Here is a 23,959-nt window from a genome sequence, read left to right as displayed (position 1 = left end):
AGTAGCTAAACAGCTACAAGCTAAAAAATATAAATAACTTAATGATAATTTCATATATTTTTGCTATACTTAATAAAAATAGCAAGAATGTATGAAATTATTTCAAAACATACAAAAATTTTTAACTAAAAAAATATATCTACATATATTCCAAAAGTAGATCTATCTCTTCTTCTATTTTCCTTTGATTAGCTATAATATCTTCATTACTAACCTTTGTAACATCTGGTAAATCTTTTAACAGCTCATTTTTAAAATGTTTATCGTAGGACGATACCTCCTTAAACTGTTCCTGAAAAAATACGCTATCACTTTCTACTACTTTCCCTGCAAAAAATCCTACATCAAAACTTGAAAACTCATTAGGTTTTATCAATTCTTGCTCATGTATAGTGATATTTTCACCTTGCGTAGTATGATAACCTTGAGTATTACTGTGACAGGTTTCTGAGGAACTTGTAGACCTGATCGTATGTTCTTCCTTACCAAAGATGGAACTGGCATATCTAGAAGACTCCACACCACAGTTGCCTATAAATCGATTGCTTAGGGTCCCTTGTATCTTTTTAGCACCTATATTTCCATAGGTATCCTCTAGTTGGGCATTCGATTGTATGCAAGAAATGGTACTAATACCGTACTTTCTTGCCGTAGCTGGGACTTCTGATAAGCCTGGGATGTATAAGGTAGGTAGCTCATCTATGGCCACAAAATTCTTCGTTCTATTGTGCCCATACATAGATTTAAAACATATGGTAATCAGAAGGGATATCACTGGACTGAAAGCTGATTTGGCAGGTGGGAAGTTACCTATACAAATTATGGTTGGAGTAATATTATCGTTGATATTTAAATCTATTTCATTTTTACTCAATACCCAAAATAAGTTCTTATCAATTAAAGATTGTAAGCTTGTTTTAAAGCTTGCTATGATACCTATTAACTGACCAGATGATTTATCTCCGCCTTTATAAGCATCAAATATGGAACTTGCATAGGAACGGGCCTCTGAGTCTTACTCTATTAAACTCAATATTTTACCAAAAGGCTTAGTAGATAATGTTAACACATGTGGTAGTGTACAACAACTTTTTGCCTGATTGGATAAATAAGCGATAATGCCTTTTAGAAGGGATTTAGTACTTAAATACCAAAAATCATCTTTCCCGCCAGGATTAAGATTTTTTAATAATACGATTACATATTCTTCTAAATAGGCTCTATCCGATATGTATATAGGATCAATGGGATTGATGCGACTACTTTTATTCAGATCCGTAAAATTAATCGTCTTAAAAGCAATATCTTTCCTATTTTTTCTTGGTAATTTTAAAAATAGTAATTATATATAAATTTAGATAAGAAATAACTCTTTTTTGGATCTACTGGCGTACCTTCAAAATCATAATCATATACAAGTCCACAATAGCCTTTTCGTATCATTTCATATAATATTGGCTCTAAAATATATCTGGTTTTACCACTTCCAGGACCACCTAGTATATAAATTCCTCTCTGAGGATTATTGATGGGCAATAGACCATTTTTAGTAGGTAAAGCAATACTAAAAGGTGACTTCTTATCGTAAAATTTAGGACTAATAATTGAACTTTTATCTTTTTTTATGGAAGGTTTTATATCTCTATAAAACCAAAATGGAATTGCAAAAGCAGTAAAAAACAGTATAAATATATAAGGTATTAACCATTCGCGTGATTTTATAAAATCATACCTGGATAAACAAATACATATCCTTTCAAAAAATATAAAACAAAAGGAAAGAGTAATACTGCAGATACAAAACCATTATTTTTACCGAAAGATTTTGATAAAAATAGCTTTAATCTATCCCATGCCAGAAAACAAACAGACCCTACCAAAATCAGGCGAGTATAGCACCCAAGCCCTGAATAGAATACTAAATCAACTGCCCATTTCAAGTATCAGTCATTTATACAAATTCTACTGATTTTCAACCAGTAAAGTAACTGAAATAGAAATAAGGCTAGAAAAAAATAAAAAGTTAACATCAATGGTATGTCACTAATATTTTAGTGCTTTTCTTGTATGTCTTGACTTTTTCATTGTCGCACAGTATACCCTAGTAACTTCTTCTATTTTTTCTTTTATAGAAATATCAGATACTTTAAGAAAAGCATTCATATCAATTTCTGTTTTAACCAGCTTTGATACTATGATTTTAATTTTATCTTCCATATTTATATAATTTTTATATATTATATAATATAGCAATTTTTTCAAAAAATCAAAATTTTTTACTTTTATTTTTACATTTTAAATTATTTTCTAATTCTTCTATTTTTGAGTAAAACATTCCAGTTACCTCCACTATTTTTTCCTTTTTATATCCAAGTACTAACATTCTATTTGCTATTTCTAATAGCTTTTTTTTAGCTCCTAAATATCGTCCATAAGCGATAGGACTTATATCTTCTATTTCCTTTATAGACAGTCCAGATGACTTAAGGATTATATCCATATCGACTCCTTCTTTAATAAGTTTTTCTACCATTATTTTAACATTATTTTCCATATTCATATATATTAATTATTAAAATTACAAAGATTTAAATATAGTATAATTTTTCAAAGACTATGTCTTTTTACAAACACTTTTTTCCCATTAGCCTACTATTCACAGTGTCTTGTCTGGATAAGTGACGGGGCCTTATTTTAGTAAGGTTTAGTTAATCCTTGCTTCGCAAGGACCATTCGTTTTTGACAAATTATCGTTATCTTACGTTTAATGTTTTAGGTCGAGTAAATGGGAAAGAAGATTTGTTTTTTTAGCATGATGCATTTATAGGTATGGCATTCGCAACATTTAATATTAAGGGCTACCAGAAAGGATTAATAGGTATAGGTAAACACATAGATAGATCTTGTAAGGAAGCTAAAAAAACAGGTGTATTTGAGGATGAAGAAGAGAAAAGTTTGAATTCAGAACTAGGCTTACATATAGATCCCTCTAGAACACATTTAAACGAAGAGTGGGTCAATACAGGTGGTAAATCGTTATCTGAACTTGTTGATCAAAGGATATCAGAAGGCTATAAATTATCTAAAGCTATTCGTTCAGATGCTGTTAAATCCTTAGGTTTAGTTATGACTGGTAGTCATGATCGCATGAAAGAAATAGAATCCAATGAAAAGTTATTTGAAAGTTGGAAAAAAGCTAATTGGGATTTTTCTTGTGGGGCATTTGGTGGAGAAAGAAATATCGTTCGATTCTCTATACATAGGGATGAAAGAACTCCACATATTCATTGCGTAGTGGTTCCAATAACTCCAGATGGAAGATTAAGTGCTAAACATTATAGACATGGTACTGTTAAGCTACAGGGATATCAAAGTAGATATGCAGAAGCTATGGCCCCATTTGGCTTAGAACGTGGTATAGAAGTTTCATTAACTAGTAGAAAACACACCATCTCAAAAAAAGTGTCAATAAAATTGAAAGGGAGATAGCATCAGAAACTAAATACATAAACACCTTAAATCCATTTCATCGTGAACAAGCTAAAGAGGCGTTAGAAAAAGTACAGGTTAAGCTCCATTCCTTAGAAGAAGAAAATTCATGCCTTAAACAAGAAGTTATCTATTCTAGAAATACTCATAAGACACTTATTGAGAATCGAATTAAAGATGATCTAGAAAAAGTGAAAAGAGAAGTTAATTTAATTCAACATGCTGTTTCTATGGGTTATATTTTAGATAGAGAAAAAAGCTCTAAAACTTGGGCTGTTATGGAAAAAGAAGGTGACAAAATTTTGATTAAAAATAGTCCTAATCAAAATGATCACTGGATGTATAAATCTTTGATAGACGAACAAGAGAAAGGAACTATTGTAGATTTTATGCAAAAACGTGGGTTTAGTTATCAGAGTATTTGTAGATCATCCAGTAGACACTTAGATGATCGTGTTGTTAAAGATCAAAAATCTTTATCTGTAGAACTAGGGGATGTTTTCTCACAGCGTCATATCGCTCAAGAGGCGTTTAATAATAGGGTTGTCGAACATCAGAAAGGTAATTACTTGGCTTGTAGAGGTATTGATGCGGTTACTTATGGGTGTTATATAGGTGTTAAAGTAGGTAACCAAGCTGTGTTTGCCTTATATAGGGACATAGATAGTAACGGAAAAGGTACTATATGCAGTACCATTAGCTATCAATCTGATGCTAAAGTTTCCATGTCAGATGATGGATTTTTTAATAGCACTAAATACTTCCAAAAAGGGCTGCCTCTCGGGTTGTCTGTCTTGGTTGAGTCTGGTCTACCCGTAAAGCATATTGTGGTCTCAGAAAGTCCCATAGACGCTTTAAGCTATAAACAAATTCATAAGCCTTCGGAAGGTACTATGTATGTTGCTACTTGTGGTAGTTTATCTGAAGGGGTTAAAAAGGAGCTTGCGAACGTTTTTTCTAATGCTATGGAGAATGGGTGGTCTGTAACGCTGGCTTTTGATAGTGATAAGGCAGGTAGGTGTATGGATAAAGAGGTTCGTGAATTAGCTGATACGTGTCGGGTAAGGTGCAAATTGTCTATACCATTTTAGGTTAAAGACTGGAATGAAGAATTGGTATCTGATTTAGGAAAGCAAGAAATGCTTAGAAAACTCCAAAAGGAGTTGGTTACTAGTGGGCAGGAACATGAGTTGTGTAAGCAACGCGAAAGGGGGCTAACTAATAATGGGTATGGAATTGCCTTTCGATTAGGATAGTAGATCTTGTATGTGTCTATGTGTGTTTATTTTCTATTGACACTTCAGTGGACACTTGTATAATATTATATAATTGAATGTTAGTTATTCATATGTGCTTTTTTATAAAAAACGTATAAATATGTATAACTTACTCATAATCAGTAATATGCATGTTAACTAAAGTGTCTAATTGGGTATGTATAAAAATATACAGAAATATGCCTATAAATTATTCGTAATCAATATAATATATATTACTAATGTGTTTATATATATATATCTGTTCCAAGATAACACTTTATAAACATATAATACATTCGTAATCAACTATATATAATATTTATATCCAATATTTATGAATCTTCTGACTAAAGAATGTGGTATGAATATATAAAATGCTTTTTAATATATTTATTAACTGATAATCAATATATTATATCTATTCCAATAGTAGACTATAAAATTATATATTACACTGATTGTCAAACGGAGTAAGATAAATCCAGAATAGTAAGATATAGTAAGATGGAGTAAGATTAAAAACTAGATCTTACTCTATTTGATAATCAATTTAATATATCTCATATTTGCTATTAAGAGTAAGATTATAATCTATATAATATAATAGGATGTATATTAAGAATATATATATGTGTATATTATATAGATATATATAGCTATATGGTATTTATATCTTACTATTATCTCCTGTTTGTACATAATATATTTGATAATCAATTTATTTTGTTTAATACTTATCTTACTCTTATCTTACTCTTATCTTACTATTATCTTACTCTTATCTTGGTTTGTAATTTTATCTGTAATTTTATCTTTCTGGACAATTTTTTGTAACAACCTTTTATAGTTGCAATAGAAAATTAAACATATCAAAGGATAGGAAGAATTGTATCTAATAATTACTTTTAAGTATTGAAAAGTACACAAGTAAAAATATCTTGTTGTTACAAGATTTCAAAAACGTACGAATTAAGGATAGATTTACAAGAAAAAAAAACCACGCAATTTTCTATTGAAGTGGTCTTAATTTTATAATTTTTTCGAAAAATTTTTGATAAAACTTATATTTTAATATATTTGTTATATCAAATTATATAATGAATTATGGTTAATAAAAAGTTAAAATATTGTAATTATTTTTCTTCTAACCCATTCTTAATCGATGTCTTTAAAGTAGATACGTTTAGTATTATAATGCAATTATCAAAAGTAGCATTAGAATTAATGTATTACATATTTGATACTAAATCTTTTTTAGAGGACAAGTTTGTATTTGATATTAATGAATTTAAACAGTTTGCTAATAAAAAAACGGACGCATCAGCTACTCAAGCTTTAAGAGAACTTTGTTCTTTTCAAGTTATAGCAAAGACCACAACGTTTAGAGTTTATTGGGTTAATAAAAATATTTTTTTAGATGAAAAAGGAATGGAATTTTTGATAAAACGTTTGAAAACGAGAAGGAATATATAAAACTAGCCTCCCGAAGAAGGCTAGGTTTTATTTATTTGGTTGAGAACCACATGAATGAGAGAACTATCCTAGCTCGGGATTAATACTTTAGATTATGATCACAAAAGAAAAAATCCTGGAAAGGGTAGGTGGAGAGGAATATCTTATCCGCCACTTAGTTCCTACATTTAGTTCAAAAGTAAGAAAAAAAAATTACAAATCTATATTTTCAGAGAAAGATGATAAGCCAAGTATGTCCATCTATAAAGAAAGAGGTGTTTGGAAATTTAAATCATTTAATACAGGTCATCAGGGAGATGTCTTTAGGATGTGGGCAGATTACTATGGATTAGACTGCAGAACACAGTTTAAGGAACTTTTAGAACTCATTGACCAAGAGATGTGCTTGGGTTTGAATGCTGAAAGGAAATCGATAGTTACTCCAAAATCTATCTTTCCTAATTCACCCACTGTTAAAGACCCTGCAGCATCTTTTCCTTCTCAAACACTTCGTATTGAATACATGTCTGATTACGAATCTTTTATTTCTAGATTATATCTAAAATACTGGTTACAGTACGGTATTGACCAATCTGTTTTAGAAAAGTTTGATGTTAAACAAGTAAGTTTTTTATCTTATACTGCTAATTCGGGACGTTGTTTGTCTTTTAAATATTTTGAAAAGCATCAAGTTGTATCTGCCTATCATATATCTGGTAGAGTTAAAGTCTATATTCCAGAAATAGCATTTTCTTTTTCTAGTGATCCTTATTTTAAAGGTCAAAAAAAATCATTTTCGTATAAGAATCAAAATAAAGATGATGTTTTTGGGTTGGTTCAATTACCTGAAGGAAACTTAGATTATATACTGTTTACGGCAGGTGAAAAAGATTGCATGAGTGCTTATGCACATGGGTTTAGCAATGTTATTTCTTTACAGTCGGAGCACCAGATGCCTAGTGAAGATCTGTTGAGAGTTTTACGTAGTAAGACTTCCGTACTATTATGTTGTTATGATAATGATGAGGCAGGAAAGAATGCTTCTAAGAAATTACGAGATTCTTTTGGTATTGTATCTGTTCAATTGCCAGAAGATGTAAAGGATATAGCGGAATACTTTCAAAGGTATACTCCTAATGATTTTCAGCTACTTCTAGGTTATGGTGTACAACAGGTACAATCTATTACGGTAAATCCTATTGATACCCATAGGGTTAGAAGGTTAAGTAATACTAAACGCAGTAAAGTGAAATCTTATTTGAGTAATAAGTTTAATTTTCGATTGAATGTAGTTACTCAAGAGCGTGAGATGAGTACTAAACGTAATCCTGGTTTATGGGAAAAAATTAACGTGAATGAACTAAGGGATAATTTAGATAGACATGGTTTTGAGTGTAATTTGGACTTAATTAACTGTATATTAAAATCTTTTTTTGTAGAACGTTTTAATCCTATAGAAGCTTATTTTTTAACCTTTGAAGGAAATGAATTTGACGATGGTAAAGATTATATTCGTCGATTGGCGCATTACGTTCATTTAAAAGATCCTACGCCTTTTAATACTAGATATTGGTATATACATCTTAAGAAGTGGATGATTAGGGCTATTCGTACTGTTTTTGAACCAGAAGGTATAAATAAACATGCTCTAATTTTGTGCTCTCCTAAAGAAAATATAGGTAAGAGTTATTTTTGTGAATTTTTATGTCCTCTCTCTCTTATAAGGTACTATAATAGCAATCCAGTTATTAGTAATGAGAAGGATGCACAAAAGTCATTAATCAGGAACTTCATAATAAATTTAGATGAATTGCATCAGCTTCGTTCTAATGCACATGTAATCAAGACGTGGTTGTCCCAGCGTTATGTTAATATCCGTTTACCTTATCAAGAAGATGAAATAACAGCCTCTCGTATAGCTTCTTTTTTAGGTAGTACTAATGATGTTGAGTTTTTGCGGTCAGACTTGGGTCATAGTAGATGGATTAGTTTTGAAGTGGAGTCTATTGAATATATAGATGATGAAGCAAAATATATTTTAGAGAAATCTTGGGAGCAAGCTTATCATTTGTATAAACTAAATCCTGGTAGTGGGGAATTGAGTAAGGAAGAGTTATTAGAACTATCACAAAGATCTGATCAATTTACGACTAAATCTACAGAGGCTGAGTTGATGGTACAGTATCTTACTCCTTCTACTAAAGAACTAGGAGAATTCATGACGGCTACTGATATACTTAGATATTTACAAGAGATCGTTGGTATTACTATTAGACTGAATACTAAGTTAGTGGGAACTTCGTTAAGAGAAGCTGGGTTTGACCGGGTTATGCATAGTGATATAAAAAGGTATGGCTATTTTGTACAAAAGGGTTTGATATAGTGTTTTTATTAGCCCTTAGTAGGGCTGATTGATTACATGCATTTAAAGAATAGTGGTATTATTTAAATTAATTTTGCATACCTATTGACATGATTTTGGTTATGTCAAATGTTTATGGTTAGATTTAAGTTATGTGGGAAGTAAATTGGCTAGTTTTAGTTAATTAGGATTAATGTGCGTGTTAGAATCTAATTATGATTTGCATGTTCATATAATGATTTCTTGGATATTATTTTGTATACCTAAGGCCTGATTGTAATTTTAGAAAATCTTAATAGTCGGGTGGTCAATAACCAAGAACCAATAATCTCATTTTATCCAAATTAAGATTAATATATATTAAAATATATTAAAAATTAATCTGTGTTTTGAATATCTATTTTTTAACATAAAATTTATATAGTTATGAATGCAAAACTATTTTACACCTTGAATTTATTCGTTTGTATGGGAATCGGTGCTTGTAATGGGATGAATATAAACAGAATGGATAAAGATAGAGGTAGTAACGTGCCACGTGATTCAGGAATTGGGACTGAACCTAGTACTTCAAGTGGAACTAATGTTTCAAGTTCAGAACAAAATAATAAAAAAATACGGAAAGATACTGTAGAACAGATTAGCAACATGGTTGAAAAAGAGTTAGGTTGTAAATTTCCTGAAGAGTATAAGAATTTTTTAATTGAATATGATACAGTTAGATTAAAAAATATAGGTTTATGAGATCCAGTTTGTATTTTTTCTTTTAAAACCCCTGAGGATATAAAAGATGTACCGGATGTAGTATATCGAGAGGTGAGAAGGTATAAAAATAAGGCTTATTCCTTCCCGCGCAGTAGAAACGCAACAGAACAAGTTAATATACCTTTGTGCATAGCTACTCAGTCCGAAACTCATAGTTATAAGGATGGTGATGAAGATGAGGCTATGATATATTATTATATAGATCTTAGAGCCTCCGATCGTGGAGAAAGACCTTTAAAGATTTATAGGGTACTTCTCGATAATAAGGTAGAATCTACTCATATTGATAATATGAGTGATTTTATAGAATATTGTCAGAAGGTAAGTAAAGGAATTAAAAAATTTATAGAGGACATGGGGAAAAAAAGAACTAAAAAACCTACTTAAAAATAAGAGAAAGTAATCATATGATTGATAATAAATCTTATGGTTTATATCTATTGCGTTGGTTTTATTTAAGTTTAATTTCAACAGATGTTATTATTAAAATTAAAATCTGATAATAAATTATATTTATATACCTTTGCGTTTTCTTTATTATTGCTTTTTGGTTGTTGTTCTGAAAAAAAAGGAGCTTACAGAATTGATGTAATGAATCCAGAGTTATGAAGCATGAAAGCAAGTATACGTAGGTTTAATGTACCATATTCTTCTGTAGTAGCCCCTTATTGGAATAATGCTGTAACAAAAGGATTCTTATCTCCTACTAATCTAGAAAACTTTGATTCCCTTGAAAATAACAGTTTAGAGCGTAGCTTAGGGTATATATTTTTTAATACCCTAAGGGCTAGGTTGAGTAACGAGAGAGGTGTGAGCCATAGAAATTTGCAGATTTGGCAGGGAGGTGTAAACAATGTAACAGGGTTTGTGTGCCCTAAACCATGGAAATATGAAATTAAAAGAATTAGTGCGAGAGAATATGGATGCTTTTATTTAGACTGTGTACAGATGGGAGAGTATTTTTATGATGATAACGGGGACCCTATTAGAAATTATGATAAAATACGTAATCAACGTAGAGTTCCTTATATGAAAGTTTGTTATACTGATGGTAATCGAGAGATGCCTAATGATTTTGTTCTAAATATTGATCATTTACTACAAGATGATACCTATTTAGTAGAACTTTCTAAAGTTTTACATGATTTAAAAACAGATTATTTAGATCCTTTTATTACTTTTCAAACACAAACTAGTAGAAATCTTCCGCCAATTACCTATTGGAAAAACAGAGCAGATTATTTGAATGTAGATGATAATAATATTGATGAGTGTAAATGTTTGGGTAGGTTTCTGCCACCTACGGCAGCAGGAAATATAATTGATCATACGCACGATGATAATAATAAAATAATAATCAATATTGGAAAACAAATTGGGCTACTAAGATGATGAGAGACAATGTCGTACTGCCACGTAGGTGAGGCTATTTTTAGTATGTATAGTATTTTAAGAAACTTAAGACAAATGAATTTTTTTGAGTATAACCCAATCACTATTACTTAGACGGGTCAGCCGATCTATTCGTTCGACCAGTAAAATATCATTTCTGTGACTATCCATGAGTAATCGTCCTAATTCTGTTCTTTCTATTTTTGTTCCGCTGATATTTTCTCGGTAGTAACTGGAAATTTTGTGCCCCCTTTCCTGAACAAACTGCTCCAGCATTTCTTTGGCGCGATCTGCAAACTGATCTTCTGTTTAAGCTATCAAATATAGCTCTGATGAACATACTATCATCAATTTATCGTATTTAGGTTACGTCATTGAATCTATCGCATGTAGGTTATTCCATTAATGGAATATGACAACATTTTTGCTATATCGTTTGAGTACACCCTTATGCGATAAGTATTTAAACGAAAATTAATCTACAAAATAATTATTAATGCAAACTATATGCCGAGGAGACAATAGGCCATTTTCTGATTTTTGTTTTTAGTTCGCTATCTGTTAAAATTTACGAATTTGATTCGTTATTTATAATATAAGTTATTACTTTATAGTAAGTAAAATATAACAGATAATGAGTTGTAAATAATTTCTTCTTTTTAAGAATCATTTTTCTTTATAGTTCGTTTTATTAAATGGAAAGCGAATTCTTGAAATTATTATTTTTTTGTCTAATTTTTTTGGGCTACTATACTCTTAGTGCGCTTTATTTCCCGTTTTCTGAAATCACCTCTTAATATGTTTATTTATTAATACGTAAATCTTGATACTATTGTGATATTAATATTGTATATTTGATTAATTATCATTAAGTATGATATGTAATTAATATTAAAAAAGTATCTATATAATATTAAATAATGTTTATTATGACATATAAAATATATTGTAATAAATCTATAGAAGTATAAAAATGATATATGTAATAGGTGGTATTAAAGGAGGATCTGGTAAATCTACTATTTCTACAAATTTGGCAGTTTTAATGGCCAAAAAATTCAAAGATATTCTTTTAATTGATGCAGACGATCAACAAACTGCTTCTGATTTTACTGTGTTTAGAAGTGAGACAATGAAAGATAACTTGTATTATACATCCATTCAATTATCATAGAGCAGTTCGTGATCAAACAGTAAAGTCAAGATCAAAGTATGACCATATTATTATTGATACAGGTGATAGGGATACTACTAGTCAACGCGCTGCTATAAGCATTGCTGATATTTACTTAGTCCCATTTGTTCCTAGATCATTTGATATTTGGACCATAGAAAAAGTATCCACATTAGTAGAAGAAATGAGGATTATTAACCCAAAATTACAATCATTTTCTTTTATCAATAAGGCTGATTTTAGTGGGCAAAATAATAGTGAGGCTGCTAACCTTCTTAAGGAGAATAAAACGTTGGAGTTCATAGATATTTTCATAGGAAACAGGACGTCGTTTCCAAATGCATCTTCAAAAGGGCTAGCAATTACTGAAGAAAAGCCTAAAGATATAAAAGCTATACAAGAATTTAATGCTTTATTTAATTTTATAGTTAGTATTAATTTAGATTCAATTTAAAATTAAATTAGTATTATAATAATAATAAAATTATACTAAAAAATGGCTATTTCTAAAAAATCACCTTCTTGTGAGCGTAAAGTGAGTGATCTTATAAACAAGGGGGTACTGTTCCTAATAATAGTAAAAAAGAAGAGCGAATTATACAAAATATACAATTAAGATTACCCAATAGTCTAATTCAAAAGATTGATAGTCAATGTATAAATGATTACTATCAAGTAAAAAGATCTAGACATAGTTGGATATTGGATGAAATTTTAAAGAAAATTGATAGAGAAAGTGTGTAATTAGGGTACTAGGAAAAACCTTTTCTAAATAAACGTTATGTGGATCCATTTATCAGGATATTCCTATATAACATGAGACTATTTGAGTAAAAAATAGAAATCTATAATAGAAACTAAAATAAATACTTATTTGTAATGTATAATAATTTAAATATATTATATTTGTACTTATAAATACGATTAAGTAATTATCGCAGATTATTTCTTTCCAATATTTAAATCTTTTTAGTAAACTATCTTTATGACAGAAAGACTAAAACACGATGGGCTCGCTAAAAAAATTCTCTCTGATCCAATAGCTGCTCAGGAGTTTTTAAACTATTATTTACCAGCATCATGTAAATCATTACTGGATCTAGACACCATTAAAATTGAAAAAGAATCATTTGTTGAAGAAGATTTGAAGCAAAAATTCAGTGATTTAGTATGCTCTATCAAAACTAAAAATAATCAGCAAGCTTTTGTGTATGCCTTGATCGAAGCCGAGGTGAGCCCTAAGTATTGGACAGCCTTTAAGTTATGGAAATACATCTTCCTCTTACTAGAAAGGCATAAAACAAAGGAAAAATCCAAATTACCTTTGGTAATACCGATAGTGCTCTATCACGGTAACAGGCCTTTTACTGTCCCAAAAAATCTATGGGATTTGTTTAGTGAACCTAGTCTTGCTAAAGAACTTATGGGAGGTGATTATCAATTGGTAGATATCTATGCTATGCCAGATAATGAAATCAAAAAGAAGGCACACTTGGGCATGATGGAATATTTCATGAAATATGTTCACACTCGTGATATGCTTAAGTTATGGGATGAATTTTTAGAAAATTTTAAATCATGTATTGTCCTAGACAAAGAAAAAAGTTATCTTTACATAAGAAGCTTTTTATGGTATAGTGACAGTAAATTACCTGAAGATCAGCAGGCTGCTCTAGAAAATATTATAACAAAGCATCTACCTAGTGAAGATAAAGAAGATATTATGAGAACTATAGCACAAAAATATAGGGACGAAGGTATCCGAATAGGGCAAGAGAAAGGAAAGTTGATGGGTATTCAGATAGGGCAAGAGAAAGGGAAGTTGATGGGTATCCAAATAGGACAAGAGAAAGGGAAGTTGATGGGTATTCAGATAGGGCAAGAGAAAGGGAAGTTGATGGGTATCCAAATAGGACAAGAGAAAGGGATACAGTTAGGAGAAGAAAAAGGTAAACTAGAGATAGCCAAATCCATGCTCTTACGCGGCTACCCTATAGAGGATATTATTGCTCTTACTGGTTTACCTGTATCTCGTATCGAGGAACTTGTTTAGACTTATTTATATCCATCATCTTCCATATATTATATTTGGGTTGAAAGATTCCAGTACTAAGGAAATCATTATTCACCCAATATAGATCTGGATCTTTGGTTTTGGCTAATACCTTCTTAGCGCATAGTTCTGATATACCGTCACAGGGATATTCCATATTTATATATATCATAAACCTATTAAATTCATTTAGCTTAAATAAGAATTTTTCTTCTTTAAATGAATGTTTACACATTAAATATTTTATGATATTCTTAGCTTTATTTGACAATTCATCTATGAAAAACTCATCGAATTGTACCTCTGAACTGTAGTTTAAAAAAGGGTTATAAGCAAACTCCTTCACGTCTTCTAGTTTGTATTTTTCACTCATTTTCATTTAAAATTTACTATTTCTTTTGATTTTACTTTTAACGATATGCTGTATTAGATCTTTGTTTAACTTTTCACTGTAAAGCTCTGCAATAGCTTCTTTATCATTTTTAGACACCTCTTCCGATTCCACTTAAAGTCTATTGGGGTCTCCTTGGATATGGGAAATTATTGTACGTTAAGGCTGTTTTTGTATTTTTCTATGTTAGCCTTTTAGCCCGGCTGAACATACTGTTCAAGATACGCTCATGCAAATCGATGATCTCATCTGTAAGTGTAGCTCTGGCTTCTTCAATCACACATATTAGAATAGCGTATCGTCTGCTTGATGAGAACTTAGTCAAATCTCGGCTACTCATATTCCGACCCTCACGGGCCAGTTTCAGTAACCGATTCTGATGAACTAAACGTCCGATCCCTACCGGTAAGTCTATTGCCACGATCGTATTCAAGCGTTCAATGTGCTGTAATACATTTTTTCCGTTAATTTTACCAGGAGGTTGAAGAATCCAAGATAGACGTGAAAGATGATTATTTGATGCAGAAGGCTGTCTAGATTGATTTTATGCTCTGATATAAGTTGAGCATTCAGTTCCGAGAATACTATTTTATCACCAGCAGCCATGGCCTTTGAGCACGTTCGCTCCAGTACATCAATAGTGGGAATAATCACGCAATTTCGTTGCATATACTTTAGAAGTTCTTGTGCAAGAAGAATACCCTTGTCAGTGCGTTTTGCAAGTGGAATTAAATACGAAATGTAATCATTTTGAATCTGTTTTGTAAATTTCTTTAGTCCTAGATAGTGGTATAGTTCTATTAAATGTTCCCTGCGAGTGGTGTCTCGTCCTGATGCGTAATCTTTCCAAAGTTCATTTGATAAATTAAGTCTGCTAGCGATATGCTTGAGTAAAAAATCGGAAAGTAGTGATTTTTTATCTGGGATCATCCCTATGTTCTTCAGGTAACAAAGCAAGACAGAAAAACCGAACCTATTGGCTGGCTTGCGGTGCGTATTAATAAGCGCTAAATCCTGTTCGCTGAAATAAGTCATGCGGATCAGCGTCAGTTCATCCTTAGGTAAAGCTAGTAATGACGCTCTTTCGGACTGGGAAAGAATTTGTCTCCTAGACATATAGTTTGCATTGATAATTATTTTGTAGATTAATTTTCGTTTAAATTTTTATCGCATAATGGTACACCTCAATGAAATATCTTAAAAATTATTAAATTGAATCAATGAAATAACCTATATGCAATAGATTCAATGACATAACCTAAATACGATAAATTCGTTAGAATATGTTCATCAGAGCTTATTTGAGAGCTTCAGTAGAAGATCAGTTTGCAGATCGAACAAAAGAAATGCTCGAGCAGTTTGTTCAGGAGAGAGGACACAAAATCGCTAGCTACTACCGAGAAAATATCAGCGGAACAAAACTGGAAAGACCAGAACTGGGACGATTACTAATGGATAGTCACCGAAATGATATTCTACTAGTAGAACAAATAGATCGGCTGACCAGACTTAGTAACAGTGACTGGCTAACACTCAAAAAGCAGATTGAACATCATGAATTGAGAATTGTAAGCCTGGACATCCCAACTTCATGGCAGGTTTTGTCTGACAAAGAACCATCACAAAATGATCCAGTAACTCGTGCTGTGATTTCTGCCATCAATAATATGCTCATGGATCTAATGGCCGCAATGTCGTATAAGGATTGGTTGAGCCGTCAGCAACGGCAAAAACAGGGAATCGAAAGAGCACGTCAAGAGGGTAAATATCGTGGAAAACAGGCTGATCATGAGCGTCATCAGAAGGTAATATATTATCGAAGTGTTAAAAAACTAAGCATTCAAGATACCGCACAAGCTACCGGGTACAGCGCTTCGCAGGTATGTCGTATTCAGAAATTGTACTTTGTAAACAATGAAAAAAGCAATGCTAAGCACTTTTAATAAATTGCTGGAAAGTGAGAAAAGTAATGTCTGAAACATGTTGCTAATCAGGTAAATTTATACAATAACCTGGAAGAAAAAGAAGAACATCTTTAGTACAGGAAACAGCCTTAACGTACAATAATTTCTTATATCCAAGGAGACCCCCTATTGACTAATTTTTGCATGGGAAATCTCTCCTTTATCCGATTCTAAAAAAATTGGCAACCATATCATACAAAGGACCAATGGACGAAAAAAATACAATGGCAGCTACCCAGTGTAATAATTCATGAAATATCATGCCTCTATCCCTGCCAGTATTATACAAATAGGCCAATCTAAAGGCGCCCACTACACCTAGTAGCTTGGCTACCAAGGTTAACAATTGGTAGCCGCTTGCAATCCAGCCTTCAAGGGCACCTGTGATATCAAGTAATATCATTTTAATTCTATTTTAATATTATATCCTTACTTCGTAGGGAGTATTATAAACAAGCTAATGGGAAAGAATAGATTTACTCTAAAAAAATATATTCTACTTTTTTTATTTATGTTCGTTTATTATTTTTTCAACCATGTCCAATACAAACATTCTTTCTCTTCTACTATTTGCACAATTAGCATGTATACTCGCTTCTAACAAGCGATTTTCATACTGACGTGATAACTCATTTTTATTAATTTGGTCTTTTAACGAACTATTCACCCTACTTAACTCCTGAATCAACGCATTTAAATCTGAAATATCCCCATCATGTTTTCTTATTTTAGATTCTAGTTTATTTCTACTCTCACAGAGTTCTTCTATCTCCATTTCTAAACGTTGGTCTTCATATTTTCTTTCTCTTTGCTCATTTTCTATAGACCTAGTAGTACGATCTTTAAAAGCTTCTTCTCTTGCTTTATCTCTGTCTTTATTAGCCTGTTTTACTTCTGTTTCTCTTTTTAAGTCTTCTATTTTTTCAAGTACATCATCTAAAGATTGTACTATATCTTCCATACATGGAATATCTCTACATGATCGAAATATATCAGAAAAAGCACTAACCTCTTTTTCTAGTATTCCTGTATGTATTCTACGACCATCTGGTTCTTGGTTAGATCGAATATGACCTATTTCTTTATTCCAGTCATGCAATAACCTTGTGGTTAATACCCTAGCCTTTACTTTATCTTTAGTATCACTTTTGAGTGTCTGTAGGCTAGTAAGTGCATCCGTAGCTTGAGTGGAAATAGCCGTATCATGCTGCATATAGACCAGTATATTATGTAGGTTAGATTGTCTATTATACCAAGCTGGTTCTATAGCTTGTAAATTTTGAAAGGCTAATTCTGGATTTAAACTATAGTCCTGAACAATGGGTTTATAAAGCGATTTACTATCTTCAGATAATGCCTCTATCTTAGAGGCCAATCCTTCAAATAAGAAAATAGAAAGATCTATAGCTTCTGTTTCATGATTTGTGCCATCTGGATAAGTAACATCGAAGTAAATCCTTGGTGCACCATCAATTTTATCCATAAACGTATCTAACTCACCTAACCTAAATTTAAATGCACTATCTCCTACTGAAAGCATACCACCTGGTTCAACAGGCTCTCCTGTTAGCTTTAGTAAATCACCTACTATACCGCCTGATAGACGATAATTTGACAAAATAAACTTATCACTTATAGTATTAAAAGGAGCAATAACCTTTAAGTTGATATGTCTGTTATCCATACCATTCTCAATACTACCTTCTAGACTAGCAACTACTTTAAAGTCAGGATCCTTGACAACAAATGGCTGCTTAAAGGTCACTTCACGTTCATCTCCCTTTTCATTGATTATTGTGATGCTAGGCTCTAAATCCCCAACAAAACCACATGGATTAAACATTAAAGTATTGACGCCTACTGTTAAAGGCGTATTTGCTATCATTTCGTCCTTTCCTAGGATAAACTTACCTCCATTCAATTTAATGGCCTTGATATGGTAATTAAGCACCTTACCTGCATCAGTTAATGGACAGATCTTGAGTTTACATACCCTATCTTTAAACGGTAACAGAGGAGATTTTTCTGAAGCCATAGAAAGCTCAGCTGTAAAATTTTCAATTCTATGATCTTGAACTTTAACAGAAAAAGAATAGTCTTGTGTGGTATCACTTTTAGTATTGCCTACTGTTAAATGAATGGTATGATTTCCATCACTACCAGGTTTTGGGGCGTAAAAAAGGGTATTATTACCAAATTTAATCGGTTCATTGCTACATATTGTTTTTTTGCATGATCCTGTATCTACATACATAGTACCTTGTCCATCTGTCACACACCATTTAACTAATCTATATTTTTGCAAAGATGCCAACACGTTATCTGAAGTGATATTAATATGAATAGGTGTACCACCTTTGTCTTCTACATAAGCAACCTTGACATTTGTACCAGCCTTTAAAGCGTATAGAGGTTCATCCAGCCTTAACGAGCATGTTATAGGATCTCCTCCCTCTCTGTTAAAATCACAAGTCAATATAACAGCATCAATACTGACCTTATGCATATGACAAGTGTCTTGCTCATTAGGAACATAGTATAGAGGTGTATCACCATGTTGGACTATACTTCCTACTTTAAACGGCTCACCTATAGAAGCGTTCCCATCTATTTCAACACGCTTGAACAGTTTCCCTTCGCCACCTTCAACCCTAATACCCTTAATACGAAATTGGATCACTTCTGGATTAACATTCCATTTTTCATATCTATGTGGAGATTTGGGTTTATTGGATCTATCGTTATTCCATGCGTCGTCAAACTTAATACTCAAGATTACAGGAACTTTTTCTGCTAAAACAGGTGATACACCTTTTTCTGGTAATAAGGTATATTCATGCTTTGGTATCCAAATGATATCGTCGGCAAATTGCTGTCTAAAGGCCACTGTACAAGACCAAAAAAATAAAGAAGCAGTAATAAAGAATTGGGATACTATTTTTTTCATTTTAGTTCTCATTTTCATTAATTAACCATATATTCGTTATATTGAGTTGATAGTACATAGCAAAACTACTTGCTACATTACTGTTTCGACTAAATCAATAGATGTTTTTAAAAAGTGATACGTAGTCCTGCCGAAAATCGATAATTAAAAACATCATTTTTATCCAAAAAGGAAATAGGAGCCTCTGCTAGTAATATCAACAACAAATAATCCGTGATATATTTTTCCACCTCTAAACCTAATTGGGCGCCTATATTGAAACGTTTAGAACAATGCTCCCAACAAGCATGGTGGAACTTATAGCTCCCTTGACATCCTATTAAACAATTCAGAAAGGTAGACTCGTAATAATTGAACAAATTATAATGGTAAGTATTGTATACCGTCAATAGGTTTTTGTTAGAAAAACCACCAGATAATTTCATATGCCATATTTCATTAATGTGATATGCATATCCTGCAGAAACCCCATGCATTTCATGCGAAACCCCATAATTGACTTCTATCCATGACAACCATGTGTATGAATAGGTCTTTGCAAGACATAAACCCTATTAGGTTTACCAAATACACTAAAAGTCAAACCTAAAAAAACTATCAAGCTTGTTATTATTTTATTCTTAAACATGGTTATAATTTTGCGTGATAGTTTATATGTTCTAGTTCCTTTCCAAATAAAATCTTCTGCTTAACTTTTACTTCCTGACAAGCAAATGCAGGTTGAATATCATCGAAATAGCCTGAACGAATACCGCCAGCTTCTGTTAAAACAAATAGAGGATCATCAGACGTACACACACGATCCCTAGGTGTTTTACATTCCACATTTTTACTATTTACCATAGCACCATGTTTGATAAGGGCTATGAATATCTTGTCAGATATATCCTGGCTAGTTCCTTTGAAAAGCATATTATCTGCTGCATAATGCAAAGGCGTATTATTTGTTCCAGGGTCTTGGTATATAGGATTAGCACCATAGTCCAATAACAAAGAAACCATCTCATAGTTAGACTGACGAACAGCCTCTTCTAAAGCAACATTGGAAATAGTTGCCTCATTTGGATTGCCACCTTTTTCTAATAAAAACTTTAACTTTGGCATATCTTCTTGCTTAACTGCATTTAACGTACTGAATGCACTCATGGTTGGAGTAGTAGCACCAGAAACTATTTTTTGAATCATATCTTCTGATAGACCCTTACGGCAAAGAGGACAGTTAATGGTTTGATGATTTTGTTGTTGGCTCAATACGTTTTGTGTAATGCATCTGAAATGAAATTTATGACCATAATCTATAGCTGATTATGCTCAATTTTTGGTTTGACTTTCGTTTCCAAACAAGTAGTAGCTAAACAGCTACAAGCTAAAAAATATAAATAACTTAATGATAATTTCATATATTTTTGCTATACTTAATAAAAATAGCAAGAATGTATGAAATTATTTCAAAACATACAAAAATTTTTAACTAAAAAATATATCTACATATATTCCAAAAGTAGATCTATCTCTTCTTCTATTTTCCTTTGATTAGCTATAATATCTTCATTACTAACCTTTGTAACATCTGGTAAATCTTTTAACAGCTCATTTTTAAAATGTTTATCGTAGGACGATACCTCCTTAAACTGTTCCTGAAAAAATACGCTATCACTTTCTACTACTTTCCCTGCAAAAAATCCTACATCAAAACTTGAAAACTCATTAGGTTTTATCAATTCTTGCTCATGTATAGTGATATTTTCACCTTGCGTAGTATGATAACCTTGAGTATTACTGTGACAGGTTTCTGAGGAACTTGTAGACCTGATCGTATGTTCTTCCTTACCAAAGATGGAACTGGCATATCTAGAAGACTCCACACCACAGTTGCCTATAAATCGATTGCTTAGGTCCCTTGTATCTTTTTAGCACCTATATTTCCATAGGTATCCTCTAGTTGGGCATTCGATTGTATGCAAGAAATGGTACTAATACCGTACTTTCTTGCCGTAGCTGGGACTTCTGATAAGCCTGGGATGTATAAGGTAGGTAGCTCATCTATGGCCACAAAATTCTTCGTTCTATTGTGCCCATACATAGATTTAAAACATATGGTAATCAGAAGGGATATCACTGGACTGAAAGCTGATTTGGCAGGTGGGAAGTTACCTATACAAATTATGGTTGGAGTAATATTATCGTTGATATTTAAATCTATTTCATTTTTACTCAATACCCAAAATAAGTTCTTATCAATTAAAGATTGTAAGCTTGTTTTAAAGCTTGCTATGATACCTATTAACTGACCAGATGATTTATCTCCGCCTTATAAGCATCAAATATGGAACTTGCATAGGAACGGGCCTCTGAGTCTTACTCTATTAAACTCAATATTTTACCAAAAGGCTTAGTAGATAATGTTAACACATGTGGTAGTGTACAACAACTTTTTGCCTGATTGGATAAATAAGCGATAATGCCTTTTAGAAGGGATTTAGTACTTAAATACCAAAAATCATCTTTCCCGCCAGGATTAAGATTTTTTAATAATACGATTACATATTCTTCTAAATAGGCTCTATCCGATATGTATATAGGATCAATGGATTGATGCGACTACTTTTATTCAGATCCGTAAAATTAATCGTCTTAAAAGCAATATCTTTCCTATTTTTCTTGGTAATTTTAAAAAATAGTAATTATATATAAATTTAGATAAGAAATAACTCTTTTTGGATCTACTGGCGTACCTTCAAAATCATAATCATATACAAGTCCACAATAGCCTTTTCGTATCATTTCATATAATATTGGCTCTAAAATATATCTGGTTTTACCACTTCCAGGACCACCTAGTATATAAATTCCTCTCTGAGGATTATTGATGGCAATAGACCATTTTTAGTAGGTAAAGCAATACTAAAAGGTGACTTCTTATCGTAAAATTTAGGACTAATAATTGAACTTTTATCTTTTTTTATGGAAGGTTTTATATCTCTATAAAACCAAAATGGAATTGCAAAAGCAGTAAAAAACAGTATAAATATATAAGGTATTAACCATTCGCGTGATTTTATAAAATCATACCTGGATAAACAAATACATATCCTTTCAAAAAATATAAAACAAAAGGAAAGAGTAATACTGCAGATACAAAACCATTATTTTTACCGAAAGATTTTGATAAAAATAGCTTTAATCTATCCATGCCAGAAAACAAACAGACCCTACCAAAATCAGGCGAGTATAGCACCCAAGCCCTGAATAGAATACTAAATCAACTGCCCATTTCAAGTATCAGTCATTTATACAAATTCTACTGATTTTCAACCAGTAAAGTAACTGAAATAGAAATAAGGCTAGAAAAAAATAAAAAGTTAACATCAATGGTATGTCACTAATATTTTAGTGCTTTTCTTGTATGTCTTGACTTTTTCATTGTCGCACAGTATACCCTAGTAACTTCTTCTATTTTTTCTTTTATAGAAATATCAGATACTTTAAGAAAAGCATTCATATCAATTTCTGTTTTAACCAGCTTTGATACTATGATTTTAATTTTATCTTCCATATTTATATAATTTTTATATATTATATAATATAGCAATTTTTCAAAAAATCAAAATTTTTTACTTTTATTTTTACATTTTAAATTATTTTCTAATTCTTCTATTTTTGAGTAAAACATTCCAGTTACCTCCACTATTTTTCCTTTTTATATCCAAGTACTAACATTCTATTTGCTATTTCTAATAGCTTTTTTTAGCTCCTAAATATCGTCCATAAGCGATAGGACTTATATCTTCTATTTCCTTTATAGACAGTCCAGATGACTTAAGGATTATATCCATATCGACTCCTTCTTTAATAAGTTTTTCTACATTATTTTAACATTATTTTCCATATTCATATATATTAATTATTAAAATTACAAAGATTTAAATATAGTATAATTTTTCAAAGACTATGTCTTTTTACAAACACTTTTTTCCCATTAGCCTACTATTCACAGTGTCTTGTCGGATAAGTGACGGGGCCTTATTTTAGTAAGGTTTAGTTAATCCTTGCTTCGCAAGGACCATTCGTTTTTGACAAATTATCGTTATCTTACGTTTAATGTTTTAGGTCGAGTAAATGGGAAAGAAGATTTGTTTTTTTAGCATGATGCATTTATAGGTATGGCATTCGCAACATTTAATATTAAGGGCTACCAGAAAGGATTAATAGGTATAGGTAAACACATAGATAGATCTTGTAAGGAAGCTAAAAAAACAGGTGTATTTGAGGATGAAGAAGAGAAAAGTTTGAATTCAGAACTAGGCTTACATATAGATCCCTCTAGAACACATTTAAACGAAGAGTGGGTCAATACAGGTGGTAAATCGTTATCTGAACTTGTTGATCAAAGGATATCAGAAGGCTATAAATTATCTAAAGCTATTCGTTCAGATGCTGTTAAATCCTTAGGTTTAGTTATGACTGTAGTCATGATCGCATGAAAGAAATAGAATCCAATGAAAAGTTATTTGAAAGTTGGAAAAAAGCTAATTGGGATTTTTCTTGTGGGCATTTGGTGGAGAAAGAAATATCGTTCGATTCTCTATACATAGGGATGAAAGAACTCCACATATTCATTGCGTAGTGGTTCCAATAACTCCAGATGGAAGATTAAGTGCTAAACATTATAGACATGGTACTGTTAAGCTACAGGGATATCAAAGTAGAT

The 23,959-nt window shown here is 31.7% G+C and carries 25 protein-coding genes and 1 pseudogene; 13 read left to right on the top strand and 13 right to left on the bottom strand.

All coding sequences use genetic code 11. The features are described 5' to 3' along the window. Positions 1-139 precede the first annotated feature (139 nt). From FPG78_RS06965 to FPG78_RS06960, 3 genes are all read right to left on the bottom strand, one after another. On the bottom strand, positions 140-898 hold the full coding sequence (locus FPG78_RS06965; RefSeq protein WP_255431805.1) for a type IV secretory system conjugative DNA transfer family protein: 759 nt from the start codon (positions 896-898) through the stop codon (positions 140-142). A 1,145-nt stretch (positions 899-2,043) separates the two neighbouring features. Beyond that, entirely contained in the window at positions 2,044-2,217 is a 174-nt protein-coding gene (locus FPG78_RS07345; RefSeq protein ID WP_186292531.1) for a hypothetical protein, read from the bottom strand. A gap of 49 nt (positions 2,218-2,266) precedes the next feature. Beyond that, positions 2,267-2,554 (bottom strand): hypothetical protein, encoded by a 288-nt coding sequence (locus tag FPG78_RS06960; protein WP_144087243.1) that lies wholly within the window; start codon positions 2,552-2,554, stop codon positions 2,267-2,269. A gap of 275 nt (positions 2,555-2,829) precedes the next feature. On the opposite strand from FPG78_RS06960, the gene mobV reads away from it, so the two are divergent. From mobV to FPG78_RS06925, 7 genes are all read left to right on the top strand, one after another. Then, positions 2,830-3,489 (top strand): MobV family relaxase, encoded by a 660-nt coding sequence (gene mobV, locus FPG78_RS06955; RefSeq protein WP_144087242.1) that lies wholly within the window; start codon positions 2,830-2,832, stop codon positions 3,487-3,489. Between the two features lie 191 nt (positions 3,490-3,680). Beyond that, the gene (locus FPG78_RS06950; protein WP_144087241.1) at positions 3,681-4,580 is read left to right on the top strand and encodes a toprim domain-containing protein; all 900 of its coding nucleotides are present in this window, start codon (positions 3,681-3,683) and stop codon (positions 4,578-4,580) included. A 1,272-nt stretch (positions 4,581-5,852) separates the two neighbouring features. Continuing rightward, on the top strand, positions 5,853-6,221 hold the full coding sequence (locus FPG78_RS06945; RefSeq protein ID WP_144087240.1) for a hypothetical protein: 369 nt from the start codon (positions 5,853-5,855) through the stop codon (positions 6,219-6,221). 94 nt (positions 6,222-6,315) lie between these two features. Beyond that, positions 6,316-8,583 (top strand): VapE domain-containing protein, encoded by a 2,268-nt coding sequence (locus tag FPG78_RS06940; protein WP_144087239.1) that lies wholly within the window; start codon positions 6,316-6,318, stop codon positions 8,581-8,583. A gap of 405 nt (positions 8,584-8,988) precedes the next feature. Further along, positions 8,989-9,306: an SMI1/KNR4 family protein gene (locus FPG78_RS06935; RefSeq protein ID WP_144087238.1), complete on the top strand. Its 318-nt coding sequence runs from the start codon at positions 8,989-8,991 to the stop codon at positions 9,304-9,306. A 72-nt stretch (positions 9,307-9,378) separates the two neighbouring features. Continuing rightward, complete coding sequence (locus FPG78_RS06930) at positions 9,379-9,714, top strand: hypothetical protein (protein WP_144087237.1); 336 nt, start codon at positions 9,379-9,381, stop codon at positions 9,712-9,714. 225 nt (positions 9,715-9,939) lie between these two features. Beyond that, on the top strand, positions 9,940-10,719 hold the full coding sequence (locus tag FPG78_RS06925) for a hypothetical protein (protein ID WP_144087236.1): 780 nt from the start codon (positions 9,940-9,942) through the stop codon (positions 10,717-10,719). A gap of 66 nt (positions 10,720-10,785) precedes the next feature. Here FPG78_RS06925 and FPG78_RS06920 read toward each other — a convergent pair whose 3' ends face one another. After that, positions 10,786-10,995: a recombinase family protein gene (locus FPG78_RS06920; protein WP_478210238.1), complete on the bottom strand. Its 210-nt coding sequence runs from the start codon at positions 10,993-10,995 to the stop codon at positions 10,786-10,788. Between the two features lie 697 nt (positions 10,996-11,692). Here FPG78_RS06920 and FPG78_RS07900 point away from each other — a divergent pair. From FPG78_RS07900 to FPG78_RS06910, 3 genes are all read left to right on the top strand, one after another. After that, complete coding sequence (locus FPG78_RS07900) at positions 11,693-11,893, top strand: nucleotide-binding protein (RefSeq protein ID WP_223262099.1); 201 nt, start codon at positions 11,693-11,695, stop codon at positions 11,891-11,893. 184 nt (positions 11,894-12,077) lie between these two features. Continuing rightward, positions 12,078-12,347, top strand: coding sequence for a hypothetical protein (locus tag FPG78_RS07895; protein WP_223262098.1), 270 nt, complete (start codon positions 12,078-12,080; stop codon positions 12,345-12,347). Positions 12,348-12,878: 531 nt separating this feature from the next. Continuing rightward, positions 12,879-13,946 carry an Rpn family recombination-promoting nuclease/putative transposase gene (locus FPG78_RS06910; protein ID WP_144087235.1) on the top strand — a complete coding sequence of 356 codons (1,068 nt, stop codon included), beginning with the start codon at positions 12,879-12,881 and terminating at the stop codon, positions 13,944-13,946. On the opposite strand, the gene FPG78_RS06905 is transcribed toward FPG78_RS06910, so the two are convergent. Then, on the bottom strand, positions 13,906-14,319 hold the full coding sequence (locus tag FPG78_RS06905; RefSeq protein ID WP_144087234.1) for a hypothetical protein: 414 nt from the start codon (positions 14,317-14,319) through the stop codon (positions 13,906-13,908). The genes FPG78_RS06910 and FPG78_RS06905 overlap by 41 nt on opposite strands. A 208-nt stretch (positions 14,320-14,527) precedes the next feature. Further along, positions 14,528-15,453 (bottom strand): annotated as a pseudogene (locus FPG78_RS06900) (DUF4158 domain-containing protein); the annotation flags it as partial. Between the two features lie 167 nt (positions 15,454-15,620). Between FPG78_RS06900 and FPG78_RS06895 the strand changes: the two are divergent. Continuing rightward, a complete protein-coding gene (locus tag FPG78_RS06895; RefSeq protein ID WP_144087233.1) occupies positions 15,621-16,280 on the top strand; it encodes a recombinase family protein in 660 nt (219 codons plus the stop codon). Positions 16,281-16,461: 181 nt separating this feature from the next. Here FPG78_RS06895 and FPG78_RS06890 read toward each other — a convergent pair whose 3' ends face one another. The 7 genes from FPG78_RS06890 to FPG78_RS07335 form a co-directional block, all read right to left on the bottom strand. After that, positions 16,462-16,704, bottom strand: a complete 243-nt coding sequence (locus FPG78_RS06890) for a hypothetical protein (RefSeq protein WP_144087232.1) — start codon at positions 16,702-16,704, stop codon at positions 16,462-16,464. A gap of 102 nt (positions 16,705-16,806) precedes the next feature. Beyond that, positions 16,807-19,248, bottom strand: coding sequence for a hypothetical protein (locus FPG78_RS06885; protein ID WP_144087231.1), 2,442 nt, complete (start codon positions 19,246-19,248; stop codon positions 16,807-16,809). A 107-nt stretch (positions 19,249-19,355) separates the two neighbouring features. After that, positions 19,356-19,763, bottom strand: coding sequence for a hypothetical protein (locus tag FPG78_RS07340; RefSeq protein WP_186292532.1), 408 nt, complete (start codon positions 19,761-19,763; stop codon positions 19,356-19,358). 115 nt (positions 19,764-19,878) lie between these two features. Continuing rightward, positions 19,879-20,499, bottom strand: a complete 621-nt coding sequence (locus FPG78_RS06875) for an ankyrin repeat domain-containing protein (protein ID WP_144087230.1) — start codon at positions 20,497-20,499, stop codon at positions 19,879-19,881. 233 nt (positions 20,500-20,732) lie between these two features. After that, positions 20,733-21,113, bottom strand: a complete 381-nt coding sequence (locus FPG78_RS06870) for a hypothetical protein (protein ID WP_144087229.1) — start codon at positions 21,111-21,113, stop codon at positions 20,733-20,735. Between the two features lie 26 nt (positions 21,114-21,139). Continuing rightward, a complete protein-coding gene (locus FPG78_RS06865) occupies positions 21,140-21,490 on the bottom strand; it encodes a TraM recognition domain-containing protein (protein WP_255431804.1) in 351 nt (116 codons plus the stop codon). Between the two features lie 1,140 nt (positions 21,491-22,630). Next, the gene (locus tag FPG78_RS07335) at positions 22,631-22,804 is read right to left on the bottom strand and encodes a hypothetical protein (RefSeq protein ID WP_186292531.1); all 174 of its coding nucleotides are present in this window, start codon (positions 22,802-22,804) and stop codon (positions 22,631-22,633) included. A 607-nt stretch (positions 22,805-23,411) separates the two neighbouring features. On the opposite strand from FPG78_RS07335, the gene FPG78_RS08230 reads away from it, so the two are divergent. Together FPG78_RS08230 and FPG78_RS08225 are read left to right on the top strand one after the other, a co-directional pair. Then, positions 23,412-23,732, top strand: coding sequence for a plasmid recombination protein (locus FPG78_RS08230; RefSeq protein WP_144087227.1), 321 nt, complete (start codon positions 23,412-23,414; stop codon positions 23,730-23,732). A gap of 49 nt (positions 23,733-23,781) precedes the next feature. Further along, positions 23,782-23,959 (top strand): plasmid recombination protein (locus tag FPG78_RS08225; protein ID WP_320411071.1); only part of this gene is annotated, 178 nt, incomplete at its 3' end.

The sequence above is a fragment of the Cardinium endosymbiont of Dermatophagoides farinae genome, from assembly GCF_007559345.1.
In the GTDB taxonomy this organism is placed as follows: Bacteria; Bacteroidota; Bacteroidia; order Cytophagales; family Amoebophilaceae; genus Cardinium.
This window is presented reverse-complemented; position numbering and strand designations above follow the sequence as displayed.